Here is a 9,848-nt window from a genome sequence, read left to right on the forward strand (position 1 = left end):
CAAAATAATAAATTTTAGCTGCTAGTATCCGGATGATATCGCGTCGGTTTAATTGAGTAAGCCGGATTTTGTTATAATCTCGATTACCACCGAAATTAATGACTTTCTCATTATCAAAAAAATCGTATTAGAGTCGCGGCAAATAAAAAAGGCCTACAAACCAATAGACAACGAAGATGAGATGAAGGGCCGGTATCCAACTCATGATGAGATTTCCCCCTTAACGGCACTATCATGAATTAAAGGCCCCAGATCAAAGAGCGTCACCCCACTTTGAATTTTTCTATTTCCGATTAAATGTTGTCGAAAAGCGAAGAAATCCTTTTTATTTAACTTCGCTTTATCCGCGTGGATTTTCCCCTCTAAGTGATCAATTTCATGTTGCCATAAAACACTCGAATACTCGCGATGGTATTCGCGCCTTATTTTAGAGAATGATTCCGTGAATGATATAACCAAGCTGTTAATTCCACATACACATAGCGCTCAACCACACCGACCTTCCTGAGGACAGAAAGGCAACCTTCGACGTCCCATTCTTTTTTATCACTAATTGGTCTCCAGCTCGGATTGCTAATATGGTGGGTCCGTCCATCTCCTCAACAATCGTTGTATCAAATAATAAATGTTGCTCTACTAAAATAATTCTTTCTGAAACCCAACTTGGAGCGTCGCAAAACCTGCTTTTCCTGAAAGGATTTATAAAATACGCCCATAGCCTCTATTTTTTCTTTAGTCGCCTTTGTAAGGGGTATTTCTACCTCGGCTGCTACTTTATATAAAACGTAAAACGGCTTGATTTTCTGAATTGATGGTGACAATGTTCATTGTTTTCTTCGTCTACAAGTAACCACAGCCCTTCTCGCTTCGCGGGAGAGATTTGGGTTTATTGTAACCCCGGATTGACTTTCTTGTGCAATAAATAGATAATTTAGTTATGAATGCACTGTCGCAAAAACCACCTACCTTAGTGTTAACCGAGGCAGCCGCCCGCAAGGTGAAGAGCTTAATCGGCGAAGAAAACAACCCTCACTTGAATTTACGAGTTTTCATCACCGGTGGCGGATGTTCAGGCTTCCAATACGGGTTTACCTTCGATGAAGCTATCAATTCCGACGATTTCGTCATCGAAAAGCAATTGGAAGAAGATGGTGATGAAGGGAGTACGGGCCAGATAGTCTTAGTAAAATTATTGGTGGACCCTTTGAGTCTTCAATACCTTCAAGGTGCCGAAATTGATTACCGTGAAGACGTCAGTAGCGCTCAATTCGTCATCCGTAACCCAAACGCCAAAACCACGTGCGGCTGCGGTTCTTCCTTCGCTGCCTGACTGACCGCAACACTCCTCAATTAAAATAAAGACTATAAACTTAATTTAAACAAGTTAAAATAAGTCTAACTAAATATTACCCTGGTTAAATTATGAAAGATGAATTGGTTGAACTGATCCACCAATCCAACCCTTGGCTTAAAAACCCGACCCCTTCCATATTTAAGAATGGGTATATCGCACACCTCCAGACAGAAAAATTGCTCTTACCAGAATAGGATAACTTAATAACTTATTTTGATAGGCCCTTGTCAAGCGGAAAAAACAACCCTAGAAAAAAATCTTTCACAAGCGCTTATCAAAGCTCAGCATTTTAATAACCTCCTATACTATATTTAACATTGCGATTTTTTATCAAAGAAGCAGTGGACGAACTTCATTTAGAATGACCGATTATCCTAAATTAATGAAGTTCAACGTTTAGAAAATCCTGGGTTATTGTTAAAAGCGTGTGCCGATTTGAAATTGGCTATTAAAATGATTGACACCCCCTCTTCTCAATTAGAAATGAAAAGTAAAGTACAAGAATGCCTAAACGGGCGTCATCTGGAAGCGTTGGTCTTACCCTTAAGCTATCAAGAAATTGGTAAGGTGGATGAGTCGCAGTTAATCTATAATTGTTATCCCGCCATCGTAAAAGCTTCAGAAAAATCCATTTTATTGCGGCAGATTTATCAAGATTACATTAAAAAAAGACATTATAGAGGTCTTAAAAAATTAGTAACCCCCGATACAATGTAAAAATTCACTACTTTAATTGCTCATAGTTCGGAGCAATTAGTCAATTACAACCAGTTAGCCACCGACTGCCAAGTTTTAGCTTCTAGCATCCAAAATTATCTTTTTATTTTAAGAAATACTTATACAATTGCTTGAATTACACCCTATGTTGGAAATAAGCGAGAGGAGGAAATTACTAGAAATCCTATTTTTATTTTATTGATAATTGATTTAGAAACCAATCATTAGAAACCAATCATTACGGAATTTGTTGACATCGCTTGATGGCAGATAAGACATTGGACTTCTAATACAAAGTGCCATTTTTCAAGAATAGTTTAAATTTAAAGAGCAACATTTTTATGATTTCATTATTCATTTTTGACACATCCAGAATGGAGCTGAAGTTGATTTTTTATTGTATAAAAACGAAAACTGTATTATTCCTATCGAAGTAAAATTCAAAACGATGACAAAACCTATTATCAGCCGCTCTTTTAGATTTTTTATCGAAACTTATAAACCAAAAATTGGTTTTTTTATTACTAAAAATTTTAATAAAAAAATAGAAGTAATTGTTCAATTTATTTTATTTCCTTTTCGCGACTGTTTAATTTTTTTAAATTTTAAGAGCCCGATTTTAAAAGATAAACATCAAAGTAGCTGCTTTTTTCCTTCGTAAACGACATCGGGGGCGAGGCCAGGCAATGGGTTTGATGGGCGTTGGTTTAATAACGACACGGTACTTTGTTTTTTTAAAGCAAGCGTCAATAATTGCGGTGCATCGTGGTCGGCGCCGACTAGGTGTCGTAAGATGCGCATTTCTTTTTTACCAAAGCTGATTTTTTTCCTTATGAGATGATGATGATACATTGGGTCGGTATAAATCACATCAAATTGCTTTTTTAGTGTGGCTAAATAAATTTGTTCGTCGGTTTCAATTAATTCTAATTTTAAGTATTTAAACCATTCAACCGATTTCGCGCGTTCTAATCCATCTTCTAGCAAAAGAGCAATAACGGAATTGCGTTCGACCATCAAAACGTCACAACCGAGATTGGCCAACACAAAAGCATCGCGGCCTAAACCGGCCCCGTTAAGTCTAAAATCGTAGGATGGGGACGTGATTTTAACCCGACAGCTCGAGCGATTAATTGCGAACGTCCGCCGTCAAATAACCGTCGATGTGCTGTTACCCCTTTAAGGAAATCGATGTAAAGTGGGCCTGGCGCCTTAGTACCCGTGGAACGCACTTCAAGGTAAGCGGAAGTGAATACGAGTAAAAATGAATAGTCGGTCGAATTTAATGAAACCAGCGGCAATTTCATTTGAAAAGCCAATTTTTCTGCCTCGGAAAGGCGAGCTGGGATGGAATAGGTAATAGCCAGTGTATCATCCATCGTATTTTAAAACTAAATTGGTTCGCATTTGGGAGAACATCTCGCCCCTTAAAGTGCAAAAACGATCCTCTAAGGGTTACAATAATAATGGTAATGCTCAATGGAGAGGAGTTTTCCGTGATTCATAAAAAATAAAGGTTCTGCTTTGATTGATTGGCTTGCTTGTAGTACTGGGTTTAGTTCACTAAGTTTTGGCTAAAATTGTCCCACCGGTTGCGCACTGGACTCGACTTCGAGCAAATGCTTGTGTCTTTCGGGGACAAGCTTTAACTTAGGGTCAAATTCCACAATATCACCCGATTTGAAGGAGATAACCTGCGGAAAACATTATTATCATTATTGTCCTGGCGCTGAATAGTCCCACTTAAGTCTGGGGCAAATATGCCGCAAAGATCCAAAAGGTCCCTACTCAATGTCGGTAGCTGCCTTTGGCGTATTTGGCTTCTAGGAAAGCGATGAACTGACCTGCGATGTCAACATCAAATTGTGCTTGCAACTCGCGAACACCTGTTGGACTCGTAACATTAATTTCGGTTAAATAATCGCCGATGATATCCAGTCCGACAAACCAGAGACCTTTTTTCCGCAGTGTTGGACCCACTTGCTCGCAAATCCAGCGGTCGCGATCCGTCAGTTCGCGTCCCTCGCCTTTTGCGCCGCGTGCTAAATTACCGCGAAAGTCACCCTCAGGTGGGATGCGTGCAAGCGTGTAAGGAATCGGTTCGCCATCAACTAAAATAATCCGTTTATCGCCGGATTTAATTTCGGGAATAAATCGCTGCGCCATGACTAGTTGATGACCATTCGCCGTCATGGTTTCAATAACGACCGGAATATTTGGATCATTCACGGTTAAATAAAAAACCGATTCCCCCCCCATCGCGCCTAATGTTTTAATGACAACTTCTTTCTGCTCACGAATAAATTCCTGTAATACCGCTTTTTGCGAAGTGACCAGCGTTTTTGGCGTGCAATGTGGAAACCATCCCGTAAACAATTTTTCATTAGCATCTCGTAAGCTCGTTGGTTTATTCGCCACGAACAAACCTTGTTTTTCAGCAAATTCAAGTAAATAAGTTAAATAAACGTAAGACATATTAAATGGTGGATCTTTTCGCATGAGTAACACGTTCAGCGCGCTGAGTGGTTTAATCTCGCTTTCACTAAGATTAAACCACTGGGAAGGGTCATCCGCCACTTGAAGACGTCGCATTGAACCTAGAATTTTGCCATTTCGCAGAAAAATATCGGCGGGTTCTAAGTAATAAACCTCGTGTTGACGCGCTTGCAGCGCCAACAGCATGGCAAAAGTGGTGTCCTTATGAATGGCGATATTCGCAATGGGGCCCATCAAAACACCGACTTTTAAGTTCATATTAATATTGCCTTTTTAAAAATCTCGGCCGCAAGTGCCAGAGATTTCTTTTTTTAAAATTTACTTTCAACTTTTGCTCCCTTTACATAGAAGCAATTCGCGAGCTGTCGCTAATGCAGCCAAGCGCGCAATGACACCGTAAATGTAAAATCGATTAAGCGATTTATTATTATCAGAGAAAGAGGGTGCATTGCAGGCAAAATCGAAAGCCATCGGAATAAAGTCCATGCCAGGCGAATTTAGATTTTCATTGGGACCGCGACCCCTGTGAATGCGGTAAAACCCGCCGATCACGTGTCGCTCAAATAAATAAACCACGGGCTCTGCAACGGCATTACTTTCTTCCGTCGTTTCAAACGTATAAACACCTTCTTGCACGATGGCTTTTGTCACAGATACCCCGCCCTTGGAAGTGGACATTTGCGTGCGCTGTTTGCGGTTGAGGTGGCGCAGCGTTTCTGCCTCCTGGATCATCATAACAGCCATGCCGTAAGTCCCAGCATCGGCTTTAACAGCCAGAAAAGGATCTTCTTCAATGTAGTATTGATCATATTTTTTCTTAATTGCTCGCAATATCCCTTGAGCCCGTTTGACCAAACACTCTTCACCTTCTTTTTTTAGGAAATTGACCGTAGGACATTGGTCAAAAAGCGGGCTGATCAACCATGGATCAATATCGATCATGGCAGCAAACTCTTCTGCCACCTCGGCGTAGGCGCTGAAATGGCCAGATTTCAACCGCATTGCCCAGCCAAGCTGCGGCGCAGGCATAATCCATTGGTTAATATTTTGGAAAACATCAGGGATAGAGCCGGACAGATCGTTATTGAGTATGACGCAACAAGGAAAGAAATCCTTCACACCCACCTGGTCCCCTTTGCGTAGCAGGGGTTCGATCAATAATTGCCGCCCCGAAGATAACTCATGTATTCTCGGCTCTTTCTGGGATTCGTCTAAAGAGCCGATCCGGACCTCAAGGCCCGCTTTTTTCAAGATTTCAGTCAATGCGCCCAAGCTTTCCAAATAATAAATATTGCGAGAATGATTTTCGGGAACTAAGAGTAAGCGTGTGACATCCGGGCAAATCTCCGCTATAGTGGCTTGCACAGCTTGGATGTAAAGAGGCATATAGTCATAGTTAAGGTTATTAAAACCGGCAGGAAATAGATTGGTATCAACGGGTGCTATTTTGAATCCTGCATTACGTAAATCAACGGAAGTATAGAATGGCGGTGGTGTTTTGAGCCATTGCTTACGAAACCACGATTCAATATCAACTTGATGTTGGAAAAACAATTTTTCAAAAGAATTCAAAGGATTGATAGGCGGGGTGATCTGATTAAGTTCGCTTGGATTGTAAGACATGGTTAGTTCCTCTTTGGTGATTATAATGCGATACAGTAATGAACTGGATTTGTAAACTGATTGGTATGAATGTTTGGCTTCATCTTGGCATGTCCGGTTGGTCTTAATTATTGGTTTGTTTATTGATCATGTTGTCTTCGATCAAGGTAGATTTCGACAGTGGTTTCAACGACTGTATCCGCGCGATCTCAACCGTCTAAAATTCAAGAAGTATTTTTCAATACCACTTTTCGTGTTATGGGTTTCGTCGCGAAAGCCGATGTCGTGTTTCTGAAAACGAAATTCGTCAAGCACGTCAAGTCATGCAACAAATGAATTTGAATGATAGCATGAGAAGAACGCAAAGCCATTCGTTTATTTACTGAGGGCAAACAGCCCAACTTCAACCTTGATGAATCATTAAACAAATTAAGACGGGCTTGCGTTTTTCAGCCCGCGCTCTTTGGGGTATTTTAGAAATCCAAATTCAAATGGCTTCGGTGGACAGTCAAGGATTGAGTGGTCAAAAACGACAGGTATTGCAAACTATTTGTCAACGGCTTGGCTTGTTTGAGTTTGGCTACAATCAATTCGAGCAGCGGTTTCGCGCCGAACAAAATTATCAACGCTATCAGCCAGTAGGAAACCCAAGATCCTCGCGCCTATTTGAATGATGCTTACAAAATATTGGGTTTAACGTCTGCCGCAACGGATTTTGAAATCAAAAAATACTATCATCGCTTGATGAGTCAACACCACCCTGATAAATTGATGGCAAAAGGATTACCCCCGGAAATGATGAAAATGGCGACTCAAAAAACCCAACAAATTAAAAAAGCTTACGAATAAATTCGTAAGGCGCGAAGCATGGCTTAACGATACGAGATTATGGCAAGTAACATGAATAAAAAAATTATTTCCGCATCGATTTTATCCGCTGATTTTTCTCGATTAGGAGAAGAAGTGAAAGACGTAATCCAAGCGGGGGCTGACAATATTCATTTCGACGTTATGGATCACCATTTTGTTCCTAATTTAAGTTTTGGTGCGCTAGTTTGTAAAGCGCTTCGTGATGCAAAAATTGCAGCACCTATTGATGTACATCTAATGGTGAAAAATCCGAATGAATTCATAAAATCCTTTCTAGAAGCCGGCGCTAATTTAATTACCTTTCATCCTGAAACCGTAAAAGATGTGGAAGACACCATAGCCCGTATCAAGAAAGCCGGCATGCAAGTGGGGATGGCCTTCAATCCTGAAAAATCTTTATCTTTATTCACTTCGTTTTTGATGAAAATAGATTTAGTTTTGTTAATGTCCGTCAATTCTGGTTTCGCCGGTCAATCATTTATGCCGGAAAGCTTGGAAAAAATCGCCGTGACAAGGCAGCTATTGGATAATCTGCAAAGTAAAGCATTTCTGGGTATTGATGGTGGGATTAAAATTAATAATATTGCAGATGTTTCTCGGGCGGGCGCGGATTTTTTTGTGGTGGGTTCCGGTTTGTTTCATTCATCGAACTATGAAGAAAAACTGAAAGAAATGCGCCATGCTATTAGTGATCGATAATTATGATTCTTTCACCCACAACCTTACACGCGATACTTTGAAGAATTAGGTGCTTCAGTATCGATTTATTTTAATGATAGAATTTCATTAGCTGATATCGCTGCATTGAACCCAGATCAGATTGTTATTTCTCCCGACCCTGGGCGCCCTGAAGAGGCGGGGATTACTTTACCCATGATCAAAGCATTTTTTGGAAAAATTCCACACTCTTAGGAATTTGTTTAGGCCATCAAGCGATTGCGCAGGCTCTTGGTGCTAAAATTGTGTTAGCGGAAAATAATGCATAGAAAAACTCGAATCATCCATCACAGTGGAAAAGGCGTTTTCAAGGGGTTAATGATTCGTTTGTAGCCACGCGCTATCATTCTTTAATTGTCGAGCGTAAATCCTTGTCTACAGAATTTGAAATAACAGCACGGACAAACCCAAATCAAGAAATTATGGGAATTCGGCATGCACATTATTCATTAGAAGGTGTACAGTTTCACCCTGAATCCGTGTTAACGCAGCACGCTTATCGGCTTTTAAAGAATTTTCTAAATCCAATAAGCCAACGTGGTCATCACCTTTGCGTGAAAAGCCATTAATTTTTTTATCGCGTAAGGCAATTCTTTGCGGCCGCTGGATCTCGCGTTCAGTCCATGTTGGATTTCATCTTGCTGCATATATTCCACAATTTTCCGACTTTTTAGGTCGCTTGAGGGTATTTTGCGTAAATGGTCGGCCAAATGGATTTCCACCTGTTTTTCAGTTTCTTCAGCGAACCCTAAACTTAATGGATCGCCTGACAGCCCTGCTAATAACCCGATGAGAAAGGAATTCATATACCAAAAAGCGTTTAAATAACTAGTATGCCCCCCTAATTCCTTGAGTCGTTCTTGGCACCACGCTAAATGGTCTGTTTCTTCTTCGGCCACTGTAGTAAACAGCGCACGAACTGCTGGATTTTTTGCCATAGCCACTTGTCCATGATAAAGCGCTTGAGCGCAAACTTCACCACTGTGATTCACACGCATAAAACCAATACTTTGTTTTTTTTCAGCAGAAGTGAGAGCAGGCTGACTCAGGTCTTTAGCAGGATTTTCACGCTGCACCACCGGCTTTCCGAAAAGCGTTTCTAACATCGCTTGACCTTGCAAAATAGCCTTATCGATCGCAGAATAATGGCGAGAATTATTGCTCATACTTTTTGTAGACTTAATTTAAGCACTTTAATTCCATCAAAATGCTTCCCCCGTCAGAAAAATCATAAGCCACTTTGACTGTGCCGGCAAGTGTGCAGGCATTACAGCCATCTTTTAATTGTTGAGTGAAAAGGAGACGGTAAGCATTTCCTGGAAATTTTATTTCCTCGGGAAAATCGAGTATTGCCACGCATTTACATGAGGGTATTTTTTCTCAATTATCTCATATAATTGGGCATTATTTTTAATTGTTTTTAGTAATGAGTAAAGGGAGTGCAATAAATTGACCCGAATGGGTTACCAGAAAGTAGCCCGTTCCTTTGTCCGCAATATAAGCATAATCAGATAGGATGACATCAATGTTTTTATTTAAGAGCGTATTTAAAAATACCTCCCCCGTGTAGTTGAAAAACGTAAGAGACTGCCTCCTGCACTGTGGATGCAGCACCAATACCTCATGAACACAAAGTTTATAATTGGTGAATAAATCTTTTAGCTTGCAACTGGATTTTTCAATTTCTTGAGTACAAATTTTGGCAGTGTGCCTATTAATGCCAACGACAAAATCCATTATTGTTTGGGTTTGCGCGAAAGCAGAGCAAAAAAGAAAAGCAAGTGCCCCTAAAAACCACTTGATTTTTTCCATGGGGCCCCCTCAGACAATCTAAATTACCATATTATAACGAAGTAGCTAGAGAGGCAGGCAACTCGCAGGGTACGATTAAAAAGGGAAAGAGTCCATATCATTACCCCACAAGAAAGACCAAAAAACTTAAAGCCAGACAGCTCATCATCCCTACACGGGCAGGGGATTGTGGGTCTCCATCATGATATATAAATAGCGTTAAGAGAAATCCAAAGAATACCCTAGGGATTACGGGCACGAGCGATCGTGCGGGAATTGATTTTATACAATTGTGACTGGA

At 40.5% G+C, this 9,848-nt stretch carries 6 protein-coding genes and 7 pseudogenes; 6 read left to right on the forward strand and 7 right to left on the reverse strand.

What is annotated here, in order from left to right; genetic code table 11:
• The coding region (locus FIV31_RS05905) for a hypothetical protein (protein ID WP_280123803.1) at window positions 1-100 on the reverse strand (100 nt) is incomplete at its 3' end.
• A 101-nt stretch (window positions 101-201) separates the two neighbouring features.
• Window positions 202-828, reverse strand: a pseudogene (locus FIV31_RS05915) (peptide deformylase).
• Window positions 829-922: 94 nt separating this feature from the next.
• On the opposite strand from FIV31_RS05915, the gene erpA reads away from it, so the two are divergent.
• Both erpA and FIV31_RS05925 read left to right on the forward strand, forming a co-directional pair.
• Window positions 923-1,330: an iron-sulfur cluster insertion protein ErpA gene (gene erpA / locus FIV31_RS05920; protein WP_280124136.1), complete on the forward strand. Its 408-nt coding sequence runs from the start codon at window positions 923-925 to the stop codon at window positions 1,328-1,330.
• Between the two features lie 92 nt (window positions 1,331-1,422).
• Window positions 1,423-2,680: pseudogene (locus FIV31_RS05925) on the forward strand (ATP-binding protein).
• On the opposite strand, the pseudogene FIV31_RS05930 reads toward FIV31_RS05925, so the two are convergent.
• The 3 genes and pseudogenes from FIV31_RS05930 to gshA form a co-directional block, all read right to left on the reverse strand.
• A pseudogene (locus FIV31_RS05930) lies at window positions 2,677-3,450 on the reverse strand (class I SAM-dependent methyltransferase). The pseudogenes FIV31_RS05925 and FIV31_RS05930 overlap by 4 nt on opposite strands.
• Window positions 3,451-3,859: 409 nt before the next feature.
• A complete protein-coding gene (gene gshB, locus FIV31_RS05935) occupies window positions 3,860-4,825 on the reverse strand; it encodes a glutathione synthase (protein ID WP_280124132.1) in 966 nt (321 codons plus the stop codon).
• Window positions 4,826-4,878: 53 nt separating this feature from the next.
• Window positions 4,879-6,190: pseudogene (gshA, locus tag FIV31_RS05940) on the reverse strand (glutamate--cysteine ligase).
• Between the two features lie 38 nt (window positions 6,191-6,228).
• On the opposite strand from gshA, the pseudogene djlA reads away from it, so the two are divergent.
• From djlA to FIV31_RS05960, 4 genes and pseudogenes are all read left to right on the forward strand, one after another.
• Window positions 6,229-7,018: pseudogene (gene djlA, locus FIV31_RS05945) on the forward strand (co-chaperone DjlA).
• A 39-nt stretch (window positions 7,019-7,057) separates the two neighbouring features.
• Entirely contained in the window at window positions 7,058-7,738 is a 681-nt protein-coding gene (rpe, locus tag FIV31_RS05950) for a ribulose-phosphate 3-epimerase (RefSeq protein ID WP_280124134.1), read from the forward strand.
• 81 nt (window positions 7,739-7,819) lie between these two features.
• Entirely contained in the window at window positions 7,820-7,951 is a 132-nt protein-coding gene (locus FIV31_RS05955; protein ID WP_280124137.1) for a glutamine amidotransferase-related protein, read from the forward strand.
• 23 nt (window positions 7,952-7,974) lie between these two features.
• A pseudogene (locus FIV31_RS05960) lies at window positions 7,975-8,325 on the forward strand (glutamine amidotransferase-related protein).
• On the opposite strand, the gene coq7 reads toward FIV31_RS05960, so the two are convergent.
• Complete coding sequence (coq7, locus tag FIV31_RS05965; protein ID WP_280124135.1) at window positions 8,275-8,922, reverse strand: 2-polyprenyl-3-methyl-6-methoxy-1,4-benzoquinone monooxygenase; 648 nt, start codon at window positions 8,920-8,922, stop codon at window positions 8,275-8,277. The pseudogene FIV31_RS05960 and the gene coq7 sit on opposite strands and share 51 nt — an antisense overlap.
• A pseudogene (locus FIV31_RS05970) lies at window positions 8,919-9,568 on the reverse strand (hypothetical protein). The gene coq7 and the pseudogene FIV31_RS05970 overlap by 4 nt, the downstream one beginning before the upstream one ends.
• Window positions 9,569-9,848 lie beyond the last annotated feature (280 nt).

The sequence above is a fragment of the Coxiella endosymbiont of Ornithodoros amblus genome, from assembly GCF_019425495.1.
Classification (GTDB): Bacteria; Pseudomonadota; Gammaproteobacteria; order Coxiellales; family Coxiellaceae; genus Coxiella.

What these genes read in the sequence shown, in the direction of transcription:
- gshB (WP_280124132.1), bottom strand. Translation starts at nt 4,825, where the DNA reads ATGAACTTAAAAGTCGGTGTTTTGATGGGCCCCATTGCGAATATCGCC.
- rpe (WP_280124134.1), top strand. Translation starts at nt 7,058, where the DNA reads ATGGCAAGTAACATGAATAAAAAAATTATTTCCGCATCGATTTTATCC.
- coq7 (WP_280124135.1), bottom strand. Translation starts at nt 8,922, where the DNA reads ATGAGCAATAATTCTCGCCATTATTCTGCGATCGATAAGGCTATTTTG.